The sequence below is a fragment of the Streptomyces flaveolus genome (genome assembly GCF_000716535.1).
Classification (GTDB): Bacteria; Actinomycetota; Actinomycetes; order Streptomycetales; family Streptomycetaceae; genus Streptomyces; species Streptomyces flaveolus_A.
In genome coordinates this window covers 96,580-120,962 of record NZ_JNWV01000004.1, presented here as the reverse complement: position 1 = coordinate 120,962, position 24,383 = coordinate 96,580, and the positions used below count along the sequence as shown (strand labels likewise).

At 70.9% G+C, this 24,383-nt stretch carries 23 protein-coding genes and 1 tRNA gene; 9 read left to right on the top strand and 15 right to left on the bottom strand.

Features of this window, described 5'->3' with window-relative positions:
* The first annotated feature begins 2 nt into the window (after window positions 1–2).
* The 5 genes from OO52_RS04260 (at window position 3) to OO52_RS04240 (ending at window position 5,006) form a co-directional block, all read left to right on the top strand.
* The gene (locus tag OO52_RS04260) at window positions 3–476 is read left to right on the top strand and encodes a hypothetical protein (RefSeq protein WP_030641109.1); all 474 of its coding nucleotides are present in this window, start codon (window positions 3–5) and stop codon (window positions 474–476) included.
* A gap of 86 nt (window positions 477–562) precedes the next feature.
* The gene (locus OO52_RS04255; RefSeq protein ID WP_030641107.1) at window positions 563–1,453 is read left to right on the top strand and encodes a bifunctional DNA primase/polymerase; all 891 of its coding nucleotides are present in this window, start codon (window positions 563–565) and stop codon (window positions 1,451–1,453) included.
* Window positions 1,454–1,455: 2 nt separating this feature from the next.
* The gene (locus tag OO52_RS04250; protein ID WP_030641105.1) at window positions 1,456–2,931 is read left to right on the top strand and encodes a hypothetical protein; all 1,476 of its coding nucleotides are present in this window, start codon (window positions 1,456–1,458) and stop codon (window positions 2,929–2,931) included.
* A 451-nt stretch (window positions 2,932–3,382) separates the two neighbouring features.
* Complete coding sequence (locus tag OO52_RS04245; protein ID WP_030641103.1) at window positions 3,383–3,568, top strand: helix-turn-helix transcriptional regulator; 186 nt, start codon at window positions 3,383–3,385, stop codon at window positions 3,566–3,568.
* A gap of 58 nt (window positions 3,569–3,626) precedes the next feature.
* Window positions 3,627–5,006: a tyrosine-type recombinase/integrase gene (locus OO52_RS04240; protein ID WP_030641101.1), complete on the top strand. Its 1,380-nt coding sequence runs from the start codon at window positions 3,627–3,629 to the stop codon at window positions 5,004–5,006.
* Between the two features lie 210 nt (window positions 5,007–5,216).
* On the opposite strand, the gene OO52_RS04235 is transcribed toward OO52_RS04240, so the two are convergent.
* Window positions 5,217–5,298 (bottom strand) — tRNA-Tyr (locus OO52_RS04235).
* 249 nt (window positions 5,299–5,547) lie between these two features.
* Here OO52_RS04235 and OO52_RS04230 point away from each other — a divergent pair.
* Window positions 5,548–6,036 carry a YajQ family cyclic di-GMP-binding protein gene (locus OO52_RS04230; RefSeq protein WP_030641099.1) on the top strand — a complete coding sequence of 163 codons (489 nt, stop codon included), beginning with the start codon at window positions 5,548–5,550 and terminating at the stop codon, window positions 6,034–6,036.
* Window positions 6,037–6,182: 146 nt separating this feature from the next.
* On the opposite strand, the gene OO52_RS04225 is transcribed toward OO52_RS04230, so the two are convergent.
* Window positions 6,183–6,449 carry a GlsB/YeaQ/YmgE family stress response membrane protein gene (locus OO52_RS04225; RefSeq protein ID WP_014674331.1) on the bottom strand — a complete coding sequence of 89 codons (267 nt, stop codon included), beginning with the start codon at window positions 6,447–6,449 and terminating at the stop codon, window positions 6,183–6,185.
* A gap of 158 nt (window positions 6,450–6,607) precedes the next feature.
* On the opposite strand from OO52_RS04225, the gene OO52_RS04220 reads away from it, so the two are divergent.
* Both OO52_RS04220 and OO52_RS04215 read left to right on the top strand, forming a co-directional pair.
* Complete coding sequence (locus tag OO52_RS04220) at window positions 6,608–7,855, top strand: APC family permease (protein ID WP_030641097.1); 1,248 nt, start codon at window positions 6,608–6,610, stop codon at window positions 7,853–7,855.
* Window positions 7,856–8,039: 184 nt separating this feature from the next.
* On the top strand, window positions 8,040–8,441 hold the full coding sequence (locus tag OO52_RS04215; RefSeq protein ID WP_030641095.1) for a YccF domain-containing protein: 402 nt from the start codon (window positions 8,040–8,042) through the stop codon (window positions 8,439–8,441).
* A gap of 533 nt (window positions 8,442–8,974) precedes the next feature.
* Here the strand turns inward: OO52_RS04215 and OO52_RS51965 are convergent.
* Window positions 8,975–9,511, bottom strand: a complete 537-nt coding sequence (locus OO52_RS51965) for a hypothetical protein (RefSeq protein WP_158712471.1) — start codon at window positions 9,509–9,511, stop codon at window positions 8,975–8,977.
* Between the two features lie 395 nt (window positions 9,512–9,906).
* Here OO52_RS51965 and OO52_RS04205 point away from each other — a divergent pair, with 395 nt between their 5' ends.
* Entirely contained in the window at window positions 9,907–12,498 is a 2,592-nt protein-coding gene (locus tag OO52_RS04205) for an ATP-binding protein (RefSeq protein ID WP_078877156.1), read from the top strand.
* Window positions 12,499–12,521: 23 nt separating this feature from the next.
* Here the strand turns inward: OO52_RS04205 and OO52_RS51960 are convergent, their stop codons facing one another.
* The 12 genes from OO52_RS51960 to OO52_RS04150 all read right to left on the bottom strand — a co-directional run bounded on the left by OO52_RS51960 (window position 12,522) and on the right by OO52_RS04150 (window position 24,320).
* Complete coding sequence (locus tag OO52_RS51960) at window positions 12,522–12,974, bottom strand: hypothetical protein (RefSeq protein WP_078877153.1); 453 nt, start codon at window positions 12,972–12,974, stop codon at window positions 12,522–12,524.
* Between the two features lie 200 nt (window positions 12,975–13,174).
* Window positions 13,175–14,038, bottom strand: coding sequence for a zinc metalloprotease HtpX (gene htpX, locus OO52_RS04200; protein WP_030641089.1), 864 nt, complete (start codon window positions 14,036–14,038; stop codon window positions 13,175–13,177).
* Between the two features lie 189 nt (window positions 14,039–14,227).
* Complete coding sequence (locus OO52_RS04195; RefSeq protein ID WP_030641087.1) at window positions 14,228–15,745, bottom strand: NADH-quinone oxidoreductase subunit N; 1,518 nt, start codon at window positions 15,743–15,745, stop codon at window positions 14,228–14,230.
* Window positions 15,742–17,316 carry an NADH-quinone oxidoreductase subunit M gene (locus OO52_RS04190; protein WP_030641085.1) on the bottom strand — a complete coding sequence of 525 codons (1,575 nt, stop codon included), beginning with the start codon at window positions 17,314–17,316 and terminating at the stop codon, window positions 15,742–15,744. The genes OO52_RS04195 and OO52_RS04190 overlap by 4 nt, the downstream gene beginning before the upstream one ends.
* 6 nt (window positions 17,317–17,322) lie before the next feature.
* Window positions 17,323–19,317, bottom strand: a complete 1,995-nt coding sequence (locus OO52_RS04185; RefSeq protein ID WP_030641083.1) for an NADH-quinone oxidoreductase subunit 5 family protein — start codon at window positions 19,315–19,317, stop codon at window positions 17,323–17,325.
* Window positions 19,314–19,703 (bottom strand): NADH-quinone oxidoreductase subunit NuoK, encoded by a 390-nt coding sequence (nuoK, locus tag OO52_RS04180; protein ID WP_030641081.1) that lies wholly within the window; start codon window positions 19,701–19,703, stop codon window positions 19,314–19,316. The genes OO52_RS04185 and nuoK overlap by 4 nt, the downstream gene beginning before the upstream one ends.
* Window positions 19,703–20,311: an NADH-quinone oxidoreductase subunit J family protein gene (locus OO52_RS04175; protein ID WP_030641079.1), complete on the bottom strand. Its 609-nt coding sequence runs from the start codon at window positions 20,309–20,311 to the stop codon at window positions 19,703–19,705. Before OO52_RS04175 ends, nuoK begins: the two co-directional genes overlap by 1 nt.
* Window positions 20,308–20,892: a NuoI/complex I 23 kDa subunit family protein gene (locus OO52_RS04170; RefSeq protein ID WP_030641077.1), complete on the bottom strand. Its 585-nt coding sequence runs from the start codon at window positions 20,890–20,892 to the stop codon at window positions 20,308–20,310. The genes OO52_RS04175 and OO52_RS04170 overlap by 4 nt, the downstream gene beginning before the upstream one ends.
* Window positions 20,893–20,894: 2 nt before the next feature.
* Complete coding sequence (locus tag OO52_RS04165; RefSeq protein WP_030939161.1) at window positions 20,895–21,863, bottom strand: complex I subunit 1/NuoH family protein; 969 nt, start codon at window positions 21,861–21,863, stop codon at window positions 20,895–20,897.
* Complete coding sequence (locus OO52_RS04160; protein ID WP_037670648.1) at window positions 21,860–23,275, bottom strand: NADH-quinone oxidoreductase subunit C; 1,416 nt, start codon at window positions 23,273–23,275, stop codon at window positions 21,860–21,862. The genes OO52_RS04165 and OO52_RS04160 overlap by 4 nt, the downstream gene beginning before the upstream one ends.
* A complete protein-coding gene (locus tag OO52_RS04155) occupies window positions 23,272–23,883 on the bottom strand; it encodes an NADH-quinone oxidoreductase subunit B (RefSeq protein WP_030641074.1) in 612 nt (203 codons plus the stop codon). The genes OO52_RS04160 and OO52_RS04155 overlap by 4 nt, the downstream gene beginning before the upstream one ends.
* Window positions 23,874–24,320, bottom strand: coding sequence for an NADH-quinone oxidoreductase subunit A (locus OO52_RS04150; protein WP_231406522.1), 447 nt, complete (start codon window positions 24,318–24,320; stop codon window positions 23,874–23,876). The genes OO52_RS04155 and OO52_RS04150 overlap by 10 nt, the downstream gene beginning before the upstream one ends.
* Window positions 24,321–24,383 lie beyond the last annotated feature (63 nt).

The following is a 24,383-nucleotide window of genomic DNA, read 5'->3' as shown; positions in this document are numbered from 1 at the left end:
GCATGTACCCCGAGACCAGCTCCGCCCCGGCCCAGCCGCACGCCATGAGCGACGCCGAGGCAGCCGCCGAGGCCCGCCGGATCATCGCCGACGCCTACGGGCCCACCGCCTACCGCGACGACACCCCCGTGCCCGCCTTCGGCCACACCCCGCCCGTCGCGCAGCCCGGCCGGCCCCCGATGAGCCAGGGGGCCACGGACGCCAGCGTCATGATGCTCGCCGGCGGTGCCACCAGCGTCATGGTGGGTGGCACGGCGGCTGTGCTGATGTACGTCTCGCAGTTCGCCGACCCGGTCGTGTGCGGCCTCGTCTTCGGCGCCCCGACCGCGCTCCTGCTGGCCCTGGCCCGGCTGGTCAAGCGTGCCAAGCCGGCCCCGAACGTCCACCACCACTACGAGGGCCCCGTCTACCAGGACCAGCGCAACCTGCACACCACGACCCGTGGCGTGTGGGCCAAGACCACCAACCAGCAGTAGCAACGCCAAGGGCGGCCCCCGTCTCGCCAAAGTCCGGGGCCGCCCTTGCTTCCACCCATCCAACTGAACAGTGGAGGTCTCCCAGCATGACCCAACTGACCGACATCCGGCGAGTGTCCGGCAATTGGTCGCGCCCCACCCGTGACCTTTTGGGCGCCGCCCTGGACCTCACGGCGGCCGGCGTGCCGGTGCTGCCCCTGCGCAAGGGGAAAGTGCCGTTCGGGAACTGCCGTGCGTGCGCCAACAACGTCTGCGGCGGACGTCCGAACATGAAGACTTCCGGTCCCTGCCAGTGCCCGGCGCCCTGCCACGCGTGGGCTGCCGCCACGACCGACCCGCAGGTGATCACCTCGCCCGCGTGGGCGTCGCCATGGCGTGAGGCTGTCTGCATCGGCTACCACCCCGGCGGCGCCGGGCTGACCGTGGTCGACCTGGACGACGCGGCGGCCGTCGCCTGGGCCCGCAAGACGCTGCCCGCCACCCGGACCGTGCCGACCACGCGCGGGGAGCACTGGATCTACCGGGGCGCCATGGCCTCCCGCAACGCGGTCCGGCCCGGCATCGACATCAAGTCGTCCATGGCCTACGCCCGCTACCTCGGCCCCGGCACCGGCCACATGGCCGACCTCCCGGACGCCGTCCGCGCCCTGGTCGTCAAGGCGCCCTCCCCGGTCCGGCCCGCGCCACACGCCCTCTCAGCGCCTGTACCGGCCGGCGGGGCGCAGTGCCCGCACCGGACACCCACCTACCTGGAGCGCGGCATCTACATGGCCGAGCAGCGCATCGGTGAGGCGAGCAGCCAGGTGCACGCCACCGTCTACCGCACGTTCCTCGCGGTGCTGTCGACGCATGGCCGGTGCGGCTGCCTCACCGACGCCCACGTCGCACGGCTGTTCGCCGCAGCGCAGGCCAAGGGCGAGTCCCCGCGGCACTGCATCGACGCTTGGGCCAACGCCCGCACCCGGCTGGTGATGTAGCCGTGTCCGACGAGGAGAAGACTCCGGCCCGCGAGGTCATCGCGGACTATGCCCAGGCGCACTTCCGGTACTTCCGCACCGCCGACGGCACCGTCTACGCGCAGCGGAACGGGCACCCCGTGGCCCGCCCGATCCGCTCCCAGGGCACTTCGGGCAGCCACCGGCAGGAACTCATGGTCGGCCTGTTCAAGGACGGGATCGGCGTGTTCAACGGAACCGCACTCAAGGAGGCACTGGACTTGATCGAAGCCCTCGCAATGACGGAGGACGTGCAGCCCGTCCACATCCGCGTCGCGCCCGGATTCGACGGCGCGACCTGGCTGGACCTGGGCCGCAGCGACGGACAGTCCGTCCGCATCCACCCAACCGGCTGGGACATCGCCATCCCGGACCCGCGCGAGGTCTGCTGGCGGCGCACCCAGCTCACCGGCGAACTCCCCCTGCCGGCCAAGGACACTGACGGCAAGGGCATCGACCTGCTGCTGAGGCTGTGCAACTTCGCCAACGCGCAGACCGAATGCCTGGCCATCGCCTGGCTGATCGGCTGCCTCGGGCCGTCCGTACCCGTCCCTGCCCCGTTCCTCACCGGCCCGCAGGGCGCCGGCAAGTCCACCGGCGGGCGGATGCTCGTGCGGGTCATCGAGGGCATGAGCGGCGACCTTCGCCGCGCCCCCCGGGACGAGGAGAACCTGATCACCGCGGTGGCGGCCGGATGGGTCACGGCGCTGGACAACCTCTCCCACATGACCCCGGAGCTGTCGGACGCCATGTGCTGCATCGTCACCGGCGCCGAGAACGTCAAGCGGGCCCTGTTCACCGACGGCGATGTCTTCCGCGCCCGCTACCGCCGCCCCCTGCTCCTGACCGGTATCGACGTCGGGGTCATCCGCCCCGACCTCGCAGAACGGCTCCTGCCCCTGCGCCTGGAGCGTCCCAAGGTCCGACGCACCGAGGCGGAGCTCTGGGCGGAGTACGCGGAGGTACTGCCCGTCATCCTCGGGTCCCTGCTCGACGTCACGGTCAAGGTCCGAGCGATGGAGGCGGAGATCCCCACCGACCTGCGCATGGCCGACTTCGCCCACCTGTGCGCGCAGCTCGACGCCGCGACCGGCCTCGGAGCGCTCACCGCCTACCGGGCCAGCCTGGACGACCTCAACGACGACGTGATCGAAGGCGACCTGCTGGCGCAGACCGTACTCAAGCACGCCGAGGACATCGAGCCGGGCGCAGCGCAGCGGATGACCTCCACCGAGTGGCTGCACTGCCTCACCCGCCTCTACACCGGCGAGGACTTCCGCCCCCTGCCCAAGGGTTGGCCCACCACCGGAAAGGTCCTCTCCGACCGCCTCAAGCGCCTCCAGCCCACCCTCGCCGCCCGCGGCGTCCTCATCGACTCCGGCCGCACCAAAGACGGCCGCTACCTTGAAATGACCCGGACGCCGGCCACCCTGCCGCACGAGCAGGGACGGGCATTCTGACCGGCGACCGCCCCCGTACGAGCAAGAAGAGCACCCGCGCGCCCCGCCGAGGCGTGCTCTTCTTGCTGTTCGGCGGCAACGCCGCCCTGCGATTGACGTGCGCGAAGCGCTCCTTCTTCACGCCCTGAGCCGCGCAACACCCACCACAGACACCCCTCCCCTTTTTCCTAAGTGGGGAACGCTGCGTCACCTGCGTCACCCAGACACCGAAAACTGCGGGTGACCTGCACAGACAGGGGTGACGCAGACGGCCCGTCTCTGCGTCACCCCGCGTCACCTGCGTCACCGATGACGGACAGCCTGCGTCACCAATGACGCACACGCAACGCCCTGCGTCACCCAAAAACCGCAGGTCAGAAGCCCGAATGACGCAGATGACGCGGGTGACGCAGAAATCCCCACCTCGGACACACACCCCGCCCAAGGCCAAGCCAAGCGAGGAGTCACAACGATGGCCCGCCCCGAGACGCTGAAGCTCGCCGAAGTGCTGACCGAGATCAAGATGAGCCGCGCCGCCTTCTACCGCATGCGCGCCCGTGGCAAGGCCCCCAAGCTCATCAAGCTGCCCAACGGACAAATCCGTTGCCGCCGCAGCGACCTGGACGCCTGGTGGGTGGAGCACGAGACCGCAGCCTGACCTCCCCCGCACACGAGACATGAGGGGCCCGCATTCAGTGGGCCCCTTTGGAGTTTGCATGTCACTGACCTACGACGTTCGCCTCTACTCCATCGAGGTCCGCAAGGACCGCCCGAAGCGTTACCGTCTCCGCTGGCTGGTCGGGGCGAACAAGCACTCCAAGAGCTACGCCCTCAAGGTTCAAGCAGAGGGACGCCGCTCAGAACTCATGTCCGCCATTCGACGCGGCGACCAGTTCGACGAGGAGACGGGACTGCCCGTCTCCGAGTTGCGCGCCAAACAGGGCTCCATCACCTGGTACGAGCACTGCCGCGCCTACGTGGACCGCAAGTGGGCGCTGGCCCCAGCGAAGTCGCGGAAGAACTACGCCGATGCGCTGGCCACCATCACGCCGGCGCTCGTGAAGACGAAGACCGGCATGCCCGAAGCCGCGCTCATGCGGCGTGCGCTGTACGGCTGGGCATTCAACCGCAACCGTTGGGACGAGACCCCGCCGGACGACGTCGTCCGCGCCCTCGCCTGGATCGCCAAGCATTCGCTGTCGGTGTCTGCCCTGGAGGACCCAGCGACCGTGCGCCTCGCCCTTGATGCCCTGGCTCTGCGCATGGACGGGAAGCCGGCGGCGCCGCGTACCGCCAAGCGCAAGCGGGCATGCCTGAGCGATGTTCTCGGGCTGGCGGTGGAAGAGCAGTACTTCTCCCTCCCGGTCAATCCGCTCACGACCGTGAAGTGGACCGCTCCGAAGTCCGTGGAGGAGGTGGACCCCGAAAGCGTTGCGAACCCTCGCCAGGTGCGCGCGCTCCTGGCCGGGGTGCGCGAGCAGGGCCCCCGGGGACGGCATCTGGAAGCGTTCTTCGGGTGCCTGTACTACGCGGCCATGCGCCCGGCTGAGGCCGCCGGACTGCGAGCAAGCCAGTGTCACCTTCCTGAGACGGGCTGGGGCATGCTCACCCTGAGGCAAGGAGTCGTCCGGGCTGGACGGAGCTGGACGGACGACGGGGCGGCGCACGAGACCCGCCACCTCAAGGCCCGCGCCAAAAAGGACTCCCGGCCGGTGCCCATCCCCCCGCACTTCGTTCGCATGCTGCGGGAGCACATCGCCACCCAGGGCACGGCACCCGATGGCCGGCTCTTCCGGACCAACCGCAACGGCCTGCTGCAAGAGACCGGCTACGGGGAGGTATGGGCGAAAGCCCGTCGAGAGGTGCTGAGCGAGGCGGAGACAGCGTCTCTGCTCGCCCGCCGCCCCTACGACCTGCGGCACGCCGGGGTGTCGTTCTGGCTTAGTTCCGGAGTGGACGCGATGGAGTGCGCTCGTCGCGCCGGGCACAGCATCGCGGTCCTGCACAAGGTGTACGCCAAGGTGCTGGACCAGACACGGGAGCGGGCGAACAGCCGGATCGATGCGGCCCTTCGGGAATGGAACGAGCCGGAGTGATCAACCTCTCCTCCTTCTCACCTAGGAACGTTCCTAGGTGAGGGTCGCCCGGGGGACACCTGGGGGACACACACTGACTGACGTCGGGATACGAGCGGCACGGGGTGAGACACGGCCGCGCTCCGTCCACGGCGAGGCGAACTCAGTCCGACAACGAGAAACCCCCTCTGATCAGGTCAATGACCTGATCAGAGGGGGTTTCCCTCCGTGTGGCGGCGCCAGGATTCGAACCTGGGAAGGCTGAGCCGGCAGATTTACAGTCTGCTCCCTTTGGCCGCTCGGGCACACCGCCGGGTAATGCTGCCGTTTCGAACCCGCTTTCGGCGGTGTTCCCCGGCAACGACGTAAACAATACCCGATGCCTGGGGGTGCTTCGCCACCCGATTGATCTCCACCCGGCTGGGCGCGGGGTGGCTAGGCTGGTGCGGATGCGGACCGGTACCCCACCGGGCCCGGCGGTCGCCGCCGCGCACGCCGGCACGCACTCCATACGCACCCGATACGCACCCGATACGCACCCCGATACAAGGAGCCACAGGACATGGCCGACTCCAGTTTCGACATCGTCTCGAAGGTCGAGCGGCAGGAGGTCGACAACGCCCTCAACCAGGCCGCCAAGGAGATCTCGCAGCGCTACGACTTCAAGGGCGTGGGGGCCTCGATCTCGTGGTCCGGTGACAAGATCCTCATGGAGGCGAACTCCGAGGACCGGGTGAAGGCTGTCCTCGACGTCTTCCAGTCGAAGCTCATCAAGCGCGGCATCTCGCTGAAGGCCCTGGAAGCGGGCGAGCCGCAGCTCTCCGGCAAGGAGTACAAGATCTTCGCGTCCGTCCAGGAGGGCATCTCCCAGGAGAATGCCAAGAAGGTTGCGAAGATCATCCGTGACGAGGGCCCCAAGGGCGTGAAGGCCCAGGTCCAGGGCGACGAGCTGCGCGTCAGCTCCAAGAGCCGCGACGACCTCCAGACCGTCATCGCCCTCCTGAAGGGCAAGGACTTCGACTTCGCGCTGCAGTTCGTGAACTACCGGTAAGAGAGAGGGGTGGGCACCTTGCGCCCCGCAGTGCGGAACCGTGCGGTGCGGTGCCCACCCTCGCGTATTGCCGTGCCGCGCCTGTTGTCGCGCGGCCCGTGTTGCCGCGCCTCGCGTGCTGCCGTGCCCGTGCCCGTGCCGCGCGCTCAGTCGCGTGAGTTGCCGAACAGGATCCGGTAGACGATCAGCAGCACCAGGGAGCCGCCGACGGCCGCGGCCCAAGTGGCGCCGTCGTAGAAGTGCTTGCTGATCGGGTGGTCCAGCCAGCGGGCCGAGATCCAGCCCCCGATGAACGCGCCCGCGATGCCGATGAGGGTCGTACCGATGAAGCCGCCGGGGTCGCGTCCGGGCAGGAGGACCTTGGCGATGGCTCCAGCCAGCAGTCCCAGGATGATCCAACCGATGATGCTCATTCCGTGAACCTGCCCTTCCGCGCTGTGTCCGCACTGTCGGTCCCCTGAGCGTTCTCGCTCCCGGACCCGCGGTGCGCCGTGCGCGTGTTCGTTCCGTGTCGATGAAGAGGACGTCTCGGGTCCACCCGCCGGTTGCCGCGATCAGTAGGGTGCGGCGCATGACACGTACCGATGCCGGGCTGCGCCGGACACTGGGCGTGCGGGACGCCGTGGTCGTCGGCCTCGGCTCGATGATCGGCGCCGGCGTCTTCTCGGCCCTGGGACCGGCCGCGCGCGCGGCCGGGTCCGGGCTGCTGCCCGGGCTCGCCCTCGCCGCCGTGGTGGCCTACTGCAACGCCATGTCCTCGGCCCGGCTCGCCGCCCGCTACCCGGCCTCCGGCGGGACGTACGTGTACGGCAGGGAGCGGCTGGGCGCCTTCTGGGGATACCTGGCCGGCTGGTCCTTCGTGGTCGGCAAGACGGCCTCCTGCGCGGCGATGGCGCTGACCGTGGGCGCGTACGTGTGGCCGGTGCACGCGCACGCGGTGGCGGTCGCGGCGGTGGTGGCCCTGACCGCCGTGAACTACGGCGGCATCCAGAAGTCCGCGTGGCTGACGCGGGGGATCGTGGCCGTCGTCCTGGCCGTTCTCGCGGCCGTGGTCGTGGGGTGCCTGGCCTCGGGGCGGGCCGACGCGGGACGGCTGGACATCGGACTGTCGTCGGGTGCCGACGGGGTACTGCAGGCGGCCGGGCTGCTGTTCTTCGCGTTCGCCGGGTACGCGCGGATCGCCACCCTCGGGGAGGAGGTGCGCGATCCCGCGCGCACGATCCCGCGGGCGATCCCGCTGGCCCTGGGGATCACGCTGGTGGTGTACGCGTGCGTGGCCGTCGCCGTGCTCGGTGTCCTCGGCGCGGGCCGGCTCGGGCAGGCGGCGGCACCGCTGGCCGACGCGGTGCGGGCGGCCGGGGCGCCGGGGCTCGTGCCGGTGGTGCGGGCGGGAGCGGCCGTGGCCGCGCTGGGCTCGCTGCTCGCACTGATCCTCGGGGTTTCGCGCACGACGCTCGCCATGGCCCGGGACGGGCACCTGCCGGGCGCGCTGGCGGCCGTGCAGCCGCGCTTCCGGGTGCCGCACCGGGCGGAGCTGGCCGTGGGCGCGGTGGTCGCCGTGCTGGCCGCGACGGTGGACGTGCGCGGCGCGATCGGCTTCTCGTCCTTCGGTGTGCTGGCCTACTACGCCGTCGCCAACGCCTCGGCCTGGACGCTGAGCACGGCCCCGCGCTCGCGCGTAGTGCCCGCGGTGGGACTGCTGGGCTGCGCCACACTGGCGTTCGCACTGCCCGCGGCCTCGGTTGCCGTGGGCGCCGGCGTGCTCGTGGCGGGCGTGGCGGCCTACGGCGTACGGCGGTGGTGGGCGGGGCGGGAGTGACAGGGAGTGACACACGTCGGCATGCGCCCGGTTTCAGACGTCGGCTAGCGCGCACACCGCGCGAGGACCGGCCGAAGCTGCACGTCGCTTCCTGGCAGGGCGCTCCGGTTCCGCCCCTGCGCGTGATCCGCTGATACTGGCAACAGCGGGCATGCCGGCGGAGCTACCTGGAGAGGTGTCGATCATGAAGGTGTTCAACCTGCTGCTCAACATCCTGTGGCTCCTCTTCTCCGGACTCTGGATGGCGATCGGTTACCTGATCGCGGCCCTGATCTGCTTCGTCCTCATCGTCACCATCCCGTTCGGCATCGCGTCGCTGCGGATCGCCGGATTCGTCCTCTGGCCGTTCGGCCGTACCACTGTGGAGAAGCCGGGCGCCGGAGCGCCGTCTTGCGTCGGCAACGTCATCTGGGTGATCTTCGCGGGCTGGTGGCTTGCGCTGGCTCACCTGATCACGAGCATTCCTCTGTTCCTGTCGATCATCGGGATTCCCTTCGGCTGGGCGAACCTGAAGCTCATCCCGCTCTCGCTCATGCCGCTGGGACAGGAGGTCGTGACGACGGACGAGGCATTCGGCGGACGCTGACCTCGGAACGCCTTGTCGCCGGCACCAATGAATACACTCCCGATGGCGCTCGACAATTGAATTCCGCGGTGGCATTCACACCCGTTCACCGAATCCGGCGTTCCAGAAAACTCGAGACCATTTCCTTTTCCTTCGGCCCGTTCGGCGCGGCCACATTTCTGGCACTCTCCGCTGCGCGACCGGCGTATCGAAAGGCACGGCACATGAGTATGAGCACACAGCGCACCAAGCATGTCTTCGCGGTGACCGCACTCGGCGGCGTTCTCATGGTCGGCGCCGCGTTCAGCGTGGGGAAAGCCCCTTCGGCAGTCGCTCCGGCTCACGCTTCCTCGTACCTCTCTTACCTCTCCTCGTACTCCCAACGGTCGGACCGAGGCTGCGACGAGGTATGGGGGGATGGGGGTTGTGACATCCCCGACGGCCAAGGCGGGCCGGTAGGGGGCGGCGACCATGGTGACGGTCACGACGGGTACTGATCCGACCGGCCGGCTCCAGGAATTCCGGTAATGCAGATGCGGCAGGCCACCGCATCCCTAAGGCGAACGTGACAGTCCGGCGGCCAGGGAACGTTGACACCCGGCCGCCGGACTCTCAAGTTCAGCCGTTGTTGTTATTGTTGTTGTTCGCGCCCCCGCCGCCGCTGTTGTTATTGTTGTTGTTGTTCGCGCCCCCGCCGCCGTTGTTGTTGTTATTGTTGTTGTTCGCGCCCCCGCCGCCGTTGTTGTTGTTGTTATTGTTGTTGTTCGCGCCCCCGCGCCACCCCTGCCGTTGTTGTTGTTGTTATTGTTGTTGTTGTTCGCGCCACCCCTGCCGTTGTTGTTGTTGTTATTGTTGTTGTTGTTGTTCCCGCCCCTGCCGTTGTTGTTGTTATTGTTGTTGTTGTTCCCGCCCCTGCCGTTGTTGTTGTTATTGTTGTTGTTGTTCCCACCGCCGTCGTCGCTCGGCACCACCGCGTGGATGCCGGTAGGTGCCGGGGCGGCAAAGGCGCCCGACGGCGCCAGGGCGCCTCCTGCGGCCAGGGCTGCCGATGCGGCTATCAGGGCCGCGCGCTTGGCATACTTGTTCGCCATGATGATTCCTTTCCGATGGGTATGGACGTCGTAGATCCGCTGTCCATATCGATGCGGGAGGCGTTCGCCGAGGCAGTGCTCCGTCAACTCGGTTCCAGGGAGTTCCGGGTGCTGCTGCTCCGCCGGAGGCCAGGGCAGGCGACACGCTCAGCGCGGAACGGCCGGCGCCGCGGGCCCTGAGAGCCGGGCCTGAAACTCTCTGGCAAGCATGCTCGGCCGAGGTCGGCAGGCGCATCGGGTGAGCACCCCAAGTTCCGCCCGGCACACCCCACCGCACACCCCACCGCACCCCATGCCACGCCCCGGCATCCCACACCCCGACCCCACCAGCAGGCCGGTCTTGATCGGTCTGGATCTTTTGCGCGGCTCCGGCCACGGGGGGAAAATGGCTGGTGATGGACCTTCTAGAGCGAGAGGCCGTGCTCCGGGGCCTCGCCGGTCACCTGAAGGCCGCCGTGAGTGGCCCGGGACGGCTGACCCTGGTCCGCGGCGAGGCCGGTATCGGCAAGACCGCCGTCGTCCACCGTCTCGCCCAGGTGGCCGACCCCCACATCCGGGTCGTGACCGGCGCCTGCGACCCGCTCGCCACACCACGGCCCCTGGGCCCTCTGCTGGACGTGCTCCCGCGTCTGGGCCAGGAGATGCGCACCGCCCTGACGGGCACGCTGACCGGCACCTGCCGGTCCGACGAGGTCTACGACTGCCTGCTCGCCGACCTGAGCGCCTATCCCAGCCTGCTGGTCGTCGAGGACATCCACTGGGCCGATGAGGCCACGATGGACCTGCTGCGCTACCTGGCCCGCCGTCTGCCGAGCGTTCCGGCGCTGGTGCTGGCCACCTACCGCGACGACGAGATCGGCCGCACCCACGACCTGACCGCTCTCCTCGGAACCCTGGCCGGCTATCCGTGGGTGTACCGCTACGATCTGGCCCCCCTGAGCCGCCGGGCCGTCGCCCGGCTGGCCGCCGGACGCGCCGTGGACGCCGCGCAGGTGTATCAGGTCTCCGCCGGCAACCCGTTCATCGTCACCGAGATTCTGGCCGCCCCGGCCGAGCCCATTCCGGCCACCGTGCGCGAGGCCGTGGCAGGTCGCCTGGCGGGTCTGTCGGCCGCGGCGCGCGAGGTGGTGGACGTGCTGGCCGTCCTGGGTGTCCGGGTCTCGCTGCCCCTGCTGGCCGCCATCCTGCCAGCCCCGGAGGAGGCTCTCGACGAGGCCGTGGCCTGCGGAATAGTGCGCTCCCATGGTCAGCTGACCGAGTTCCGCCACGAGCTGACCCGGCTGGCGGTGCTGGATGCCGTGCCCGCCGCCTGCCGTCTGCGGGTGCACCGGCAGGTGCTGGCGGTGATGCGGTCCGGCCCGGTCGCCGAGGACGATCTGCCGATGCTGGCGGACCATGCCGACGGCGCCGGGGACCCGGCCGCCGTGTTGGAGTACGCGCCCGCAGCGGCCGTCCGCGCCGCCGCGCTGGGCGCGCACCGGGAAGCCGCAGCCCAGTACGCCCGTGCCCTGCGGTACGCCGACCGCTTGCCGCCCGAGCAGCAGATCACCCTGATGGAGGGCCATGCGCAGGCCTGTCTCCTGTCCGGCCGGCTGGACGAAGGGGTCGCCTCCTGCCGTACGGCGGTGAGGCTGCGCCGTGCGCTCGGCGACCGCTTGCGCGAGGGGGCGGATCTGCGCCGGCTGTCGTGCTGGCTGTGGCCGGCCGGGCGGGCCGCCGAGGCCAGGGAGACCGGTCTGGACGCGGTGCGGGTGCTCGAAGGGCTGACGCCCGGCCGGGAATTGGCGAGGGCTTACCTGAACCTCTGTCAGCTGGCCTGTCACGAGCACGAGGGCATGGCGGTGGTCGCCGGCTACGCCGAGAAGGCGATCGCACTGGGTGAGCGCTCGGGCGATGCGGGGGTGCTCGTCCAGGCGCGCTTCCATGCCGCCGCGGCGCGCATGCTGAGCGAAGGGCACGGCTGGGAGGACTGCGAGCAGGCGGTGTCCGACGCGATGACGCAGGACCTACCGCTGGACGCGGGCTTGATGACGCTCCTCATGTGCTGGCTGGCCGCGCTGCGGCGGGATGCCGCCCGGTCGGCCGCGGCGGTGAGCCGGGCGGAGACCTACTGCCTGGATCACGACCTGCCGGCCTACCTGCTGTGTGCACGGGCCTGGGGGTGTTGGGGGCTGCTGAACCGGGGCTCGTGGACCCAGGCCGCTGATGCCTCGCAGAAGGTCCTGTCCCACCCGGGCTCGCCACCGGTTGCCCGGACCCTGGCCCTCACCGTGCTGGGCCTGGTGCGGGCCCGCCAGGGCAAGCCCGACGTGTGGCCGCTGCTGGAAGAAGCGGGGAACCTGGTCGACTCGGGCTGCCTGCTGGACACGGGCCTGGGGTGGGAGGCCCGGGTCGAGGCGGCCTGGCTGGCCGGTGATCACGAGAAGGCGCAGACCGAGGGCCGACTCGGGCTGGCCGCGCTGGCGGACCGTACCCATCCCTGGCTGTCCGGTCCCCTGGCCTGTTGGATCCGCCGCGCCGGAGGAGAGCCGCCGCAGGTCCCGGCGGCCGAACCCCATGCGCTGGAACTGGCCGACGACTGGGCCGGCGCCGCGGCGCGATGGGACTGGCTCGGCTGTCCGTACGAGGCCGCGCTGGCCCGCCTGTCCGGCGACGCGCCCGCGCTGCGCCAGGCCCTGGCCGCCTTCGAGGCGCTCGGCGCCCGTCCGGCCGTGGCTCGCACCCGCTCGTTGATGCGGGTCCTCGGCGTCCGTCCGATCCGGCAGGGTCCGCGGCCGGCGACCCGAGCCAACCCTTACCGGCTGACCAACCGGGAGATGGACGTGCTGAAGCTGCTGCACGAGGGTCTTTCGGACGCCGAGATCGCCGCCCGCCTCTACATCAGCCGCAAGACCGCCGGCCATCACGTGGGCGCCGTACTGACCAAGCTGGGCGTCCACACCCGTCACGAAGCCGCGCGCAAACTCCACCACCCCGAGCGCGGATAGGGCTCCGCGACGGATCCGTCACGTCAGCTGAATTTGCAGTTGATGTTCTGGCTGCCGGTGAAGGTGTTGTTCCCCTGTGCGGCCTGCCCCGTCGGGTTGCAGATCTGCTGAAGTGGCGGGATACCCAGAAGCGAGAGGAGACCGCCGCCGCCTTGCCCCTGAGTGCCTGCGAGGATGTTGTTGTTATTGGTGTTGTTGTTCGTGTTCACACCCCCGTTGTTGTTGTTATTATTGTTGTTGTTCACTCCGCCGGCGTTGTTGTTGTTATTATTGTTGTTGTTATTGTTCGTGGTGTTCTGGGTCTCGGTGCCGCCCGTGCCTGCCTGGCCCAACCGGTAGGGGGCCTGGAGCAGAGAGGCAACGCCCAGGCGTGACAGGAGTCCGCTGTCGCCCTGAGCCTGTGCGCCACCGGCGCTGAAGAGCAGCACCGCGATCGCGGCGGTACTGATCGTGGTGAACCGCTTGGTGAGCTTCACTCGGCCAACCTTTCGTCGTCCCTGGTGCCGAATTCTCAGTGGACAGGATGACGACGGCGGCCTTGGAATATCACCAGGCGCGCGGCCTTGCCCCGCGATTTCCCCCGTACAGCCTCAGAGTTTCGCGCGGCTTGCCGGGCCGGAAAACAATGGCCCCCGCAAGGACGAATTCCAGAGTGCATGGTCGGCCGAGACGGTCTTCACCGGGAGCCGCCCGCCATCTTTTCGAGCCGGGCGATCCGCTCGGCCATCGGCGGGTGGGTGGAGAACATCCTGGACAGTCCCTGGCCCGGGCGGAAGGGGTTGGCGATCATCATGTGGCTCGCCGTCTCGATCCGGGGCTCGGGGGGCAGCGGCAGCTGCTGGGTGCCCGTCTCCAGCTTGCGCAGGGCGCCGGCCAGGGCGAGCGGGTCGCCGGTGAGCTGTGCGCCGGACGCGTCCGCCTCGTACTCCCGGGAGCGGCTGATCGCGAGCTGGATCAGGCTGGCGGCGAGCGGGCCGAGAATCATGATCAACAGCATGCCGAACAGGCCGGGGCCGTCGTCGTCGTCCGAGCGGCCGACCGGGATCAGCCAGGCGAAGTTGACCAGGAACATGATCACGGAGGCCAGCGCGCCGGCCACCGAGGAGATCAGGATGTCCCGGTTGTAGACATGGCTCAGTTCGTGGCCGATGACGCCGCGCAGCTCGCGCTCGTCCAGCAGGCGCAGGATGCCCTCGGTGCAGCACACGGCCGCGTTGCGCGGGTTGCGGCCCGTGGCGAAGGCGTTCGGTGCCTCCGTCGGCGAGATGTACAGCCGGGGCATGGGCTGGCGGGCCTGCGTGGACAGTTCACGCACCATCCGGTACAGCGCCGGCGCCTCGAACTCGCTGACCGGGCGGGCGCGCATCGCGCGCAGCGCCAGCTTGTCGCTGTTCCAGTACGCGTACGCGTTCGTGCCCAGAGCGACCAGGACCGCGACGACGAGCCCGGCGCGGCCGAAGAAGCTGCCGATGACGATGATGAGTGCGGACAGTCCCCCGAGGAGTACGGCGGTCCTGAGCCCGTTGTGCCGGCGGTGCACGGTGCGCCCTCCAAGTCGTGCTGCTGGGGAACACTCTGATCCAGTGGACCCTCCCGCTGATGACAACGCCAGGCGGCGGCCACGAGTTCCCCGGTGCGTACGGCGGTGCGCGACGGCCGTACGGGTGACGTGCGGGTTCGGCCACGCGCGCGTGCCGGCACGAGTGCCCCGCGCGCGCGTGACGACTCCTCAGAACAGTCCGCCGGCCGCGAAGCGGAGGACGAGCTGGGGTGCTCCGGAGAGGACGACGCCGATGACTCCCGTGACGGCGAGGGCGGCCGTGACGGGCGCCGGGACCCGGTGCCGGGCGGACTCGCCCTCGGGGGCGCGGAACAGCAGGGCCGTCCACTGGAGGTAGTAGAAGAGGGCGATCACGACGTTGACGGCCATGACGACGGCGAGCCAGCCGAGGCCCGCGTCGACGGCCGCCGAGAACACGGTGACCTTGGCGAACAGGCCGATGACGCCCGGCGGCAGCCCGGCCAGGCACAGCAGGAAGAAGGCCAGCAGGAGCGCGCTGAGCGGGTTGGTGGCGTACAGGCCCCGGTAGTCGCTGACGCGGTTCAGGGCGCGGCCGCGGCCCACCAGGGCGGCCACCGCGAAGGCGCCGAGGTTCACGGCGGCGTACATCAGGGCGTACGCGACCGTGGAGCCGATCGCCTTCTGGGCGTCCTTCGTGTATCCGGCGGCGGCGATCGGCACCAGCAGGTAGCCGGCCTGGCCGACGGAGGACCAGGCGAGCAGCCGTACGGCGCTGTACGCGCGCGTGGCCTGCTGGCGCAGGGCGGCGACGTTGCCGACGGTCATGGTGAGGGCGGCCAGGGCGGCGAGCGCGGGCCCCCAGACGTCGGCGTACGAGGGGAACGCGACGACCGTGACGAGGATCAGGCCGGAGAAGCCGACGGCCTTGCCGACGACGGACAGGTAGGCGGCGACGGGCAGGGGCGCGCCCACGTAGGTGTCGGGCACCCAGAAGTGGAAGGGCACGGCGGCCGTCTTGAAGGCGAAGCCGACGAGGGTGAGGACGACGCCCGCCTGGGCCAGGGTGTGCAGCTGTCCGTCGACGTGCGGGAGGCGCTGGGCGACCTGGGTGAGGTAGAGGGTGCCGGTGGAGGCGTAGACGAAGCTGACGCCCATCAGGCTGACCGCGGTGGCGGTGACCGAGGACAGGAAGAACTTCAGGGCGGCCTCGGAGGACCGCTTGTCGCCGTGCCGGATGCCGACGAGGGCGAAGGCCGGCAGGGAGGCGACCTCGAGGGCGACGATCAGGGTGGCCAGGTCCCGGGAGGCGGGCAGCAGGGCGGCGCCGGCCGCGGAGGACAGCAGCAGGAACCAGAACTCGCCCGCGGGGACGCGCCGCCGCTCGTCGTCCAGGTGGGTGACGGAGAGCAGGGCCGCGAGCAGGGCGCCGCCGAGGACCAGGAACTGGATGACGAGGGTGAAGTGGTCGGCGGTGTAGCTGCACGCGCGCGCGGGGCCGGTGAGGCAGAAGGTGCTGCGGTCGCCGTCCAGGAGGGGCAGGAGCAGCAGGGTGGCCGCGGCCAGGCCCGCGACCGAGATCCAGCCGAGCACGGCCTTGCGGGGCTCCGGCAGGAACAGGTCGGCGACGAGGACGACGAGTGCCACGACGGCCGCGAGGGTGGGCGGGGCGATCGCGAGCCAGTCGACGGACTGGACCAGCGACTCGGCAAGCGGCTGGGCGCTCATCGGGTGCCTCCTGCGAGGAGCTGCTGCACGGCCGGGTCGGTCAGGCCGAGCAGGGCCTTCGGCCACAGTCCGGCGAGGACGGTGAGGGTGACGAGCGGGGTCCAGGCCGCGAACTCGTACCCGTGGACGTCGGCGAGCTTCGGCACCTCCCGCTCGGCGCCGCCCATGCAGACGCGGCGGACCACGATCAGCATGTACGCGGCGGTGAGCAGGGTGCCGAACGCGCCGATGGCCATGAAGGTGAGGAAGGCGGGGCGGCTGAGGCCGGCGGCGGGGCTGAAGGAGCCGAACAGCGCCAGCATCTCGCCCCAGAACCCGGCGAGTCCGGGCAGGCCGAGGGAGGCGACGGCACCGAAGGCGAGCAGCCCGCCGAGGCGCGGGGCCCTGCCGTAGAGCGCGGCGCCGGTCTTCTCGGCGAGGGTGTCGAGGTCGGTGGTGCCGGTGCGGTCCTTGAGCGCGCCGACCAGGAAGAACAGCAGGCCGGTGATGAGGCCGTGGGCGATGTTGGCGAACAGGGCGCCGTTCACGCCGGTCGGGGTCATGGTGGCGATGCCGAGCAGGACGAAGCCCATGTGGCCGACGGAGGAGTACGCGATCAGGCGCTTGAGGTCGCCCTTCGCCCCCCGCTTGGCCAGGGCCAGGCAGGCCAGGGACCCGTAGATGATCCCGACGACGGCGAGCGCGGCGAGGTACGGCGCGAAGGTGCGGAAGCCGTCCGGCGCCACCGGCAGCAGGATGCGGACGAAACCGTACGTACCCATCTTGAGCAGGACACCGGCCAGCAGCACCGAGCCGACGGTCGGCGCGGCGGTGTGGGCGTCCGGCAGCCAACTGTGCAGCGGCCACATCGGCGCCTTCACCGCGAGCCCGATCCCGATCGCCAGAACGGCGATGACCTGCACGGACGTGGTCAGCGACCGGCCGTTGTCAGTGGCGAGTGCCACCATGTCGAACGTGCCCGCCTTGATTCCGATCAGGAGCAGGCCGAGCAGCATGACCACGGAGCCGAGCAGCGTGAACAGGATGAACTTCCACGCGGCCCGGGTCCGGCCCTCGCCGCCCCAGCGGGCGATGAGGAAGTACATCGGGACGAGCACCATCTCGAAGGCGAGGAAGAACAGCAGCAGGTCGAGGACGGCGAAGGTCGCGAGGGTGCCGGACTCCAGCAGGAGCAGCAGGGCGACGAACGCCTTCGGGGACGGGCCCGACGGCGGCTTGGAGTAGGAGTAGAGCGCACAGAGGAAGGTCAGCAGCGCGGTCAGGACCAGAAGGGGGAGGGAGATGCCGTCGATGCCGAGGTGGATCCGCACGTCGAGTGCGGGAATCCAGCTGATGTCGGTCGTGGCCTGCATCTTCGACGGGTGGTCGTGGTCGAAGCCGAGCGCGAGGACGATCGCGGCGACGAGGACCGCGCCGGTCACGGTCACGCCGTGGCGCAGCACGGCCTGCTCGGGCGACTTCCCCTTCAGTCCCGGCGGGGCCGGGAGGAGAGCGGCGGCGGCGCCGAGGAGCGGGCCGACGACGACGAATGCCAGAAGGAACTGCATCACGGACTCGTTGATATCGATCACGCCTGCTCACACTCCCGTGGCGACGAGGAGGACGGCGACCGCCAGGACGACGGTGCCGGCGAGCAGCGCGCTCACATAGGTCTGCACATTGCCGGTCTGCGCCCGCCGCACGGCGGCCCCGAGCAGCCGGGGCACGGCGGCGGCACCGTGTACGTAGGTGTCGACGACCTCGCGGTCGAGGAACCGGACGAGACTCGCCCCGGCCTGGACCGGACGGACGAACAGCGCCCTGTACACGGCGTCCAGGTGGAAGCCGGCGGCCGCGGGCCGGTGCAGTGGGCCGAGCAGCAGCCGTGACGGGTCCGCCGGGTCGGGGGCGTAGGCGATGTCGCCGTAGGCCGGCTCGTGGGTGGCGATGGCCTCGGCCTCGACCAGTCCGGCGTCCTCCTCGGGGTGGGCGGCGACCGCGCCCAGCGGGGTGCGGGCGGCGAGCTGGGTGGTGCGCTGCCAGCAGCCGTAGGTGAGCAGCCCGCCGACCAGGGCGAGGCCCGTGCCCAGGACGGAGGTGAGCAGGGTGGGGGTCAGGTCGCGGCCGTCGAACCAGCCGGGCAGTGCGCGGTAGGCGAGCCCGCCGAGAGCGAGGGAGGGGACCGCGAGCACCCAGAGCACCACGGTCATCGTCAGCGGCTGGCGGCCGTGGTCGGGGACCTCGGCACCCCGGCCGCGGAAGGCCAGCAGCCACAGCCGGGTGGCGTACGCGGCCGTCAGCAGGGCGGTGAGCAGTCCGGCGACGAGGACGATCCAGCCGGCGGCGCCGGGCGCGTGCTCGGTGTGGCCGGAGGTCACGTGCTCGGCGGCGCCGAGGACGGACTCCTTGGAGAAGAAGCCGCTGAAGGGCGGGATCGCGGCTAGGGCGAGCAGCGCCACGGTCATCGTCCAGTAGGCGTCCGGGATGCGGTCGCGCAGGCCGTGCATGCGGGACATGGCGGCAAGCGAGTTGGTGCCGGCGGCGTGGATGATCACGCCGGCCGCGAGGAACAGCAGCGCCTTGAAGGCGCCGTGCGACAGGAGGTGGAAGACGGCGGCACCGCGGTCGCCGACGGCGAGGGCGCCGGTCATGTAGCCGAGCTGGCCGATCGTCGAGTAGGCGAGGACGCGCTTGATGTCGTCCTGGGCGAGCGCGGCGAGACCGGAGCCCGCCATCGTGACGGCGGCCATGACGGCGAGGACCACCATCGCGGCCTGGGAGGCCTCGAAGAGCGGGAGGAGACGGGCGGTGAAGTAGACACCGGCGGCGACCATCGTCGCCGCGTGGATCAGCGCCGAGACGGGCGTCGGGCCCGCCATCGCGTCCGGGAGCCAGGTGTGCAGCGGGAACTGCGCCGACTTGCCCGCGACACCGGCGAGCAGCAGCAGCGCGATCACCGTCGGGTGGTCGATGCCGCCGCTCGCGACGGCGCCGAGGACGCGGGTGATGCGGAACGACCCTGCGTCGGTGGCCAGCGCGAACAGGCCGATGAGGAAGGGCACGTCGCCGAGCTTGGTGACCAGGAAGGCCTTCAGGGAGGCGGCCCGGGCCTCGGGGGTCTCCCAGTAGTGGCCGACCAGGAAGTAGGAGCAGATGCCCATGACTTCCCAGCCGACCAGCAGCACGATCAGGTCGCCGGAGTAGACGACCAGGAGCATCGCGGAGGTGAACAGGGAGACGAGAGCGGCGTACGAGGGGTAGCGCGGGTCGTCCCGCAGGTAGCCGGTGGAGTAGATCTGCACGCAGGCCGCGACGAACGCGACCAGGACGGCGACGAGCGCGGCGAAGCCGTCGATGTGCAGGGCCAGCTCGATCGGCACGGACCCGGTGGGCGTCAGCTCGGTGTGGGCGTCGACGGCCGCGTCGCCGCCCTGCCGTGCGGCGACCAGCGCGGCCAGCGCCAGGGAGGCCAGCGGCGGCAGCACGGCGAGCGGGCGGACGAACCCGGGCGCGGTGCGGCCGAGCAGCAGGCCGGCCGCGGCGCCCAGGAACGGCAGGAGGGGGACGAGGGCGGCGAGGGTGGTCGTGGTCACGCGGTGGCCTCAGCCTTCTCGGCCGCGGAGGTGCCGGGGCCCCCGGTGTCGGGGCCCGAGGCCTCGGGGCCCTCGGCGGTGTCGCGGAGCTTGTCGATGTCGGAGGTGCCGCGGTTGCGGTAGACGGCGAGCACGATCGCCAGGCCGATGCCGATCTCGGCGGCCGCGATGGCGATGGTGAACAGGGTCAGCGCCTGGCCGGAGTGCAGGGTGTCCTTCGCGGCGCGGCTCAGCCAGACGTCGAAGGCGACCAGGTTGAGGTTGACGGCGTTGAGCATGAGCTCGACCGACATCAGGACCAGGATCGCGTTGCGGCGGGCGAGGACGCCGTACAGGCCGGTGCAGAAGAGGAGGGCGGAGAGTACGGCGGGGTAGGCGAGGTGCATCAGCGGACGCCTTCCTTCCCGGGGACCGCGGGTGCGGCGGCCGTATCCGCCCTGGCCTTGCGGGACAGCACGATGGCGCCGACCAGCGCGGCGAGGAGCAGCACGGACAGGGCCTCGAAGGGCAGCACCCAGTGCCGGAACAGGCTGGCGCCGGTGACCTCGGTGGTGCCGGCGGCCGGGCCGTCCAGGTCGATCCAGGTGGTCCGGAAGGCGTCGGCGACCACCCACACCAGGGCGACGGCGGCGGCGCCCGCGACCGTGAGGGCGGCCCAGCGGTTGCCGGAGTCGGCGTCCGGGGAACGGCCGATGGGGGCCTTGGTGAGCATCAGGCCGAACAGCAGGAGGACGACGACGGAACCGACGTAGATCAGGACCTGCACCCAGGCGATGAACTCTGCCGTGAGCAGCAGGTACTCCACGGCGAGGCCGCCGAGCGCTACCACCAGCCACAGGGCGGCGTGCACCAGCTGCCGGGTGGTGACGGTGACCAGCGCGGCGCCGAGGGTGACCAGGCCGACGAGCAGGAACGCGATCTCGACGCCGGTCGGGGACAGGAAGCCGTGCGGGTCGGCGGCGGCCACGGTGGCCGTTGCGGCGGCGGGGGTCACGACTCCACCTCCCGCTGCTCCGCCGGCTCGGCCTGGGCGGCGGCCAGCTTCTCGGCGGTCTTGCGGGCGGCGGCGATCTCCTTGGGCTCCTCCGCGCCCGGGTCCAGGGCGGGCGGCGCCGGCACGGTCCACATCCACTCGCGGAGCTTGTCCCGCTCGTGGGTGAGGTCGCGGATGTCGGTCTCGGCGTACTCGAACTCCGGGGACCAGAACAGGGCGTCGAAAGGACAGACCTCGATGCAGATGCCGCAGTACATGCACAGGGAGAAGTCGATCGCGAACCGGTCGAGGACGTTGCGGCTGCGCTCGCGTCCGCCGGGGGCGGCGGGCGGGACCGTCTCCTTGTGGGAGTCGATGTAGATGCACCAGTCCGGGCACTCGCGGGCGCACAGCATGCAGACCGTGCAGTTCTCCTCGAACAGGCCGATCACGCCACGGGTACGGGGCGGGAGTTCGGGCAGGGCGTCCGGGTACTGCTCGGTGACGTGTTTCCTCGTCATCGTGCGGAGGGTGACGGCCAGGCCCTTGGCGAGGCCGCTGCCGGGGATGCGGGGACGGGAGGGTGGGGTCGGCACAGCCATGGTTAGCTGATCACCACCTTGACGATGCCGGTGAGGGCGATCTGGGCGAGGGAGAGGGGGACGAGAAGCGTCCAGGAGAGCTTCTGGAGCTGGTCCTCGCGCAGCCGCGGGTAGGTGACGCGGAGCCAGATGACCAGGAAGGCGAGGATCGCGGTCTTCAGCAGGGTCCAGACCCAGCCGAGGCCGTCGGCGCCCCACGGGCCGTGCCATCCGCCCAGGAAGAGGACGGTGGTCAGGCCGCACAGGACGACGATGCCGGCGTACTCGGCCAGCAGGAACAGGGCGAAGCGCAGGCCGGTGTACTCGGTGTACGCGCCGAAGATGATCTCCGAGTCGGCGACCGGCATGTCGAACGGCGGGCGTTGCAGCTCGGCGAGTCCGGCGACGAAGAAGACGATCGCGCCGACGATCTGCCAGGGCAGCCACCACCAGTGGAAGGCGTGCACGATGCCGGGCAGGGAGACGGTGCCCGCCGCCATCGCGACCGAGGCCACCGCCAGCAGCATCGGGAGTTCGTAGGCGAGGAGCTGGGCGGCCGTGCGCAGGCCGCCGAGCAGGGAGAACTTGTTGGCGCTGGCCCAGCCGGCCATCAGCGAGCCGAGCACGCCGACGCCCATCACGGCGAGCACGAAGAACACACCGGCGTCCAGGACCTGGCCGACGGCGCCCTCGCTCGGGCCGATGGGGATGGCGAGGAGGACGAGGAGGTACGGCAGCAGGGCCACGGCGGGGGCGAGTTGGAAGACGCGGCGGTCGGCGCCCGCCGGGACCACGTCCTCCTTCTGCGCGAACTTCACGCCGTCCGCGATGAGCTGGGCCCAGCCGTGGAAGCCGCCCGCGTACATCGGTCCGAGCCGGCCCTGCATGTGGGCCATCACCTTGTGCTCGGTCTGGCCCACGATCAGCGGGAACGTCAGGAAGACGACGAAGACGACCAGAAGTCGCAGGGCGACGTCCAACGCGCCGTTCACTGCGGGCCTCCTGCGGGGTCGTCGGGGGTGGTCGGGTCGTTTTCGGGGGCGTCGGGGCGCGGCTCCGGGGCGCGTGCTCCCTCCGGCTCCGGCTCGTTGCCCGGTGCCGGCTGCGGCTGCGGCTGCGGCTGTGCGGACTGCTCCGGTTCGGGTTCCGCAGACCGCTCCGGCCCGGCTGCCTTCCTCGGCTCCGGTTCAGCGGTGGGCTCCGGCTCGGCGAACGCCGGGCGGGCGTGGTGCCAGGGGGCGTCGGAGCTGCGCGGCGCGGTGCTCCTACGGGCGGGGCGAGCGCCACCGACCGGTCCGGCCGACTCCGCCGGTCCCGTCGGCTCTGTCGGTCCCGCCGACTCTTCCGGTCCCGTCCGCTCTGCCGGTTCCGTCCGCTCCGTCGGGGCCGGTTCCGGCGCCGCCTGGGCGCGCTGCGAGGCCGAGCCCTGCGAGGCGCTGCGGGCGCGGCGCGGCCGGGCGGACGCGGGCGGCGGGCCGGGCTGGTGCGCCACCGAGGCCTCGGCGGCCGGCCCTTCCGTGGGCCCTTCCGTCGCTGCCCGGGTGGCGTCGCCCTCGGTCGCGGCCTGCTTGCGCGTCGCCGCGTCCTCGTCCCGCGCCGCCACCTGGCTCACCGAGCCCTCGCCGGCACTCCGCGTCCGACGCGGCCGGCCAGGAGCACCGGCAGCGGCACCCGCACCAGCGGTCGCACCAGCCTCCCCGGCCCCGCCCGCGGCAGCGGCCTGGCTGGCCGAGCCCTCCGAGGCCGAGCGGGTGCGCCGCGCCGGACGCTCCCCCGCCGCACCTCCCGCGGTGCGGCCCGCCGCCCTGGCCGGGCGGGTCGGGGCGGGTGGGAGTTGGCCCTTCAGGGGGCCCCACTCGTTGGGGTCGGGTACGCCCGGGGGCAGCATCTGGCGGCGTTTCGGGCCGCCGTGTTCGGACTCGCCGGGTTCCTTCGCGCCCGGCCAGGCCTTGGCGACGCGGGCGGCGAGGACGAAGTCCTTGCGGAGGGGGTGGCCCTCGAAGGTCTCGGGCAGGAGGAGGTGCTCCAGCCCCGGGTGGCCCTCGAAGACGACGCCGAACATCTCGTGGGTCTCGCGCTCGTGCCAGGCGGCGCCCGCGTAGACGCCGACGGCGGAGGGCAGGGCCGGGGCGTCGTGCGGCACGGTCGTGCGGACGAGGAGCCGGCGGACCGGGTGCAGGGCGACGACGTGCGCGCAGACCCGGAAGCCGGTGCCCGGCTCGTCGACCGCGCTCAGCCAGTCGAAGTAGGTGCAGGACAGGGTCGTACGGGCCGTCTCCAGGGCGGTGAGCCAGGCGGACGGCGGTACGTCCACGGTCAGGACGTCGTAGGACTCCTCGGCCGTGGCGTCCGTACCGAAGAGTTCCTCCGCGGGGGCGGGCAGCCAGCCGGCGGCCGTGCTCATCGTGTGCCCCCTTCACCCGCCGGCGCCGGGGGCCGCACCAGGCCGCTCTGGAGGGCGGCGGCGGACGGCCGGGCGGGCCCGTTGCCGTACCGCTCCCCCAGCGACTCGCGGGCGATCTTCTCCTGGAGCTTGAGGATGCCCTGGAGCAGCGCCTCGGGGCGCGGCGGGCAGCCGGGGACGTAGACGTCGACGGGGATGATCTGGTCGACGCCCTTCGTCACCGAGTACGAGTCCCAGTAGGGCCCGCCACAGTTGGAGCAGGCGCCGAAGGAGATGACGTACTTCGGCTCCGGCATCTGCTCGTACAGGCGCTTGACCGCCGGGGCCATCTTGTCCGTCACCGTGCCCGAGACCACCATCAGGTCGGCCTGGCGGGGGCCCGGCGCGAACGGGATGACGCCGAGCCGGATGAAGTCGTGGCGGGCCATCGACGCGGCGATGAACTCGATCGCGCAGCAGGCGAGGCCGAAGTTGAACACCCAGAGCGAGTAGCGGCGGCCCCAGTTCAGGACGACCTTCATCGGCTCGGGGGCGAGGCGGGCGAGCGCGCCCAGCCGCTTCGGCTCCGGCAGGTAGACGGACTCGGTGGCCGAGGGGTTCACGTCCATGCCAGGACGCCCTTCTTGTATGCGTACAGCAGGCCGACGGCGAGGAAGCCGAGGAAGACGAACATCTCCACCAGGGTCGTCGCGCCGTAGCCGGGAGCGGCGAAGACCGTCGCCCAGGGGAACAGGAAGATCGAGTCGACCGCGAAGATCACGTACAGGAAGGCGTAGACGTAGTAGCGGACCTGCGTGTGGGCCCAGCCCTCGCCGACGGGGTCGACGCCGCACTCGTAGGTCAGGAGTTTCTCCGGTGTCGGCACGACCGGGCGCAGCAGGCGGCCCGCGCCGAAGGCGACCGCGACGAAGAGCACGCCGATGAGGGCGAGCAGTCCGACCACCGAGTAGGACCGGAAGTAGCCGGCCGCGACGACGTTCACCGCGGCGTACGACGAGTCCCCCAACGTCTCCCGCACCGTCCGTCCCTCGCTCCCTGACCTCATGACCTTTACGCACGGGAGTCTAGGCCCTGATAAAGAACCGGTAAGCAGCCCGTCAGGCCGTGA

Excerpts from the sequence above, each read along its gene's own strand:
- OO52_RS04240 (WP_030641101.1), top strand. The coding sequence starts at position 3,627 with ATGTCACTGACCTACGACGTTCGCCTCTACTCCATCGAGGTCCGCAAG.
- OO52_RS04220 (WP_030641097.1), top strand. The coding sequence starts at position 6,608 with ATGACACGTACCGATGCCGGGCTGCGCCGGACACTGGGCGTGCGGGAC.
- OO52_RS04255 (WP_030641107.1), top strand. The coding sequence starts at position 563 with ATGACCCAACTGACCGACATCCGGCGAGTGTCCGGCAATTGGTCGCGC.
- OO52_RS04150 (WP_231406522.1), bottom strand. The coding sequence starts at position 24,320 with ATGAGGTCAGGGAGCGAGGGACGGACGGTGCGGGAGACGTTGGGGGAC.
- OO52_RS51965 (WP_158712471.1), bottom strand. The coding sequence starts at position 9,511 with ATGGCGAACAAGTATGCCAAGCGCGCGGCCCTGATAGCCGCATCGGCA.
- OO52_RS04205 (WP_078877156.1), top strand. The coding sequence starts at position 9,907 with ATGGACCTTCTAGAGCGAGAGGCCGTGCTCCGGGGCCTCGCCGGTCAC.
- OO52_RS04160 (WP_037670648.1), bottom strand. The coding sequence starts at position 23,275 with ATGAGCACGGCCGCCGGCTGGCTGCCCGCCCCCGCGGAGGAACTCTTC.
- nuoK (WP_030641081.1), bottom strand. The coding sequence starts at position 19,703 with ATGCACCTCGCCTACCCCGCCGTACTCTCCGCCCTCCTCTTCTGCACC.
- OO52_RS04260 (WP_030641109.1), top strand. The coding sequence starts at position 3 with ATGTACCCCGAGACCAGCTCCGCCCCGGCCCAGCCGCACGCCATGAGC.
- OO52_RS04215 (WP_030641095.1), top strand. The coding sequence starts at position 8,040 with ATGAAGGTGTTCAACCTGCTGCTCAACATCCTGTGGCTCCTCTTCTCC.
- OO52_RS04155 (WP_030641074.1), bottom strand. The coding sequence starts at position 23,883 with ATGGACGTGAACCCCTCGGCCACCGAGTCCGTCTACCTGCCGGAGCCG.
- OO52_RS04195 (WP_030641087.1), bottom strand. The coding sequence starts at position 15,745 with ATGAGCGCCCAGCCGCTTGCCGAGTCGCTGGTCCAGTCCGTCGACTGG.
- OO52_RS04170 (WP_030641077.1), bottom strand. The coding sequence starts at position 20,892 with ATGGCTGTGCCGACCCCACCCTCCCGTCCCCGCATCCCCGGCAGCGGC.
- OO52_RS04245 (WP_030641103.1), top strand. The coding sequence starts at position 3,383 with ATGGCCCGCCCCGAGACGCTGAAGCTCGCCGAAGTGCTGACCGAGATC.
- OO52_RS04225 (WP_014674331.1), bottom strand. The coding sequence starts at position 6,449 with ATGAGCATCATCGGTTGGATCATCCTGGGACTGCTGGCTGGAGCCATC.
- OO52_RS04230 (WP_030641099.1), top strand. The coding sequence starts at position 5,548 with ATGGCCGACTCCAGTTTCGACATCGTCTCGAAGGTCGAGCGGCAGGAG.